1 protein-coding gene is annotated in these 1,153 nt (G+C 69.2%); it reads right to left on the reverse strand.

Going from position 1 to position 1,153, the window contains the following annotated elements:
* Window positions 1–1,153 (reverse strand): beta-ketoacyl synthase N-terminal-like domain-containing protein (locus AB0E05_RS36450; RefSeq protein ID WP_361971920.1); only part of this gene is annotated, 1,153 nt, incomplete at both ends.

Raw genomic sequence — 1,153 nt, forward strand, 5'->3', positions numbered from 1 at the left:
TCGCATTCGCCGCTGCGCAGTGACCGTATCGCCAGGTGCAGTGCGACCAGCGAGGACGAGCAGGCTGTGTCCACCGTGACCGCAGGCCCCTCCAGACCGAAGGTGTAGGAGAGACGGCCCGAGGCGACACTGCCTGCGCTGCCGCTGACCAGGTAGCCCTCCGTTCCCTCAGGGGCATGCTGATTCTGGTGCAGTCGGGCGCCGTAGTCGCTGTACATGACACCGGCGAAGACACCGGTGCGCGAACCGCGCAGTGATACGGGGTCGATGTCGGCCCGTTCGAACGCCTCCCATGCCGTCTCCAGCAACAGGCGTTGCTGCGGGTCGGTGGTGAGCGCTTCGCGCGGACTCATACCGAACAGGGCGGGGTCGAAATCGGCCGCCGCGTGCAGGAACCCACCCTCACGTGCGTACGACGTACCAGGACGCGAGCCCTGCGGGTCGTAGAGCGCTTCCAGGTCCCAGCCGCGGTCGGTCGGGAAGCCGGAGACCGCGTCGGTACCTTCGGCCACCAACCGCCACAGATCCTCGGGCGATGCCACACGGCCTGGGAAGCGGCAGGACATCGCGATGATGGCTACCTGGTCGTCGTCGTGGACCGTCCTACGGACCGGGCCCTTTGGCGACTCCGTCACGGACCCCGGCAGCTCGGTCATCAGCCGCGCGGCGAGTGCGCGTGGTGTGGGGTGATCGAACACCAGGGTGGTGGGCAGGCGCAGCCCGGTCTTGGCGCTGAGACGGTTGCGCAGATCCACGGCCGCTAGGGAGTCGAAGCCGAGGGCGGTGAACGCGCGCTCCTCGGAGACGCTGTGCGCGTCGGCGTGCCCGAGCACCGTGGCGACTGTCGTACGGACCAGATCGAGCAGTTCCCGTTCGGCGGCGGCGGGCGACAGCGCCGCGACGCGTGCGACGAACGACCGGTCCGTCGAGGCTCCACTGTTGACGGCCCGCCGGAGCGGGGCCCGGACCAGTGAGCGAAGGGGCGGCGGGACTGTCGCGCCGACGGCGCTCAGGACGTCAGCGTCGAATCCGGAGGCCACCAGGAGACCGTTACCGCTGTGTGGGGTGTGGAGTGCGGTGTCGAAGAGGTGGAGTCCTTCGGTGGTGGTGAGGGGGGTGATGCCGGTGCGGGTGATGCGGTTGATGTCGGTGG

Origin of the sequence: Streptomyces sp. NPDC048057 (assembly GCF_040653095.1) — a bacterium.
Classification (GTDB): Bacteria; Actinomycetota; Actinomycetes; order Streptomycetales; family Streptomycetaceae; genus Streptomyces.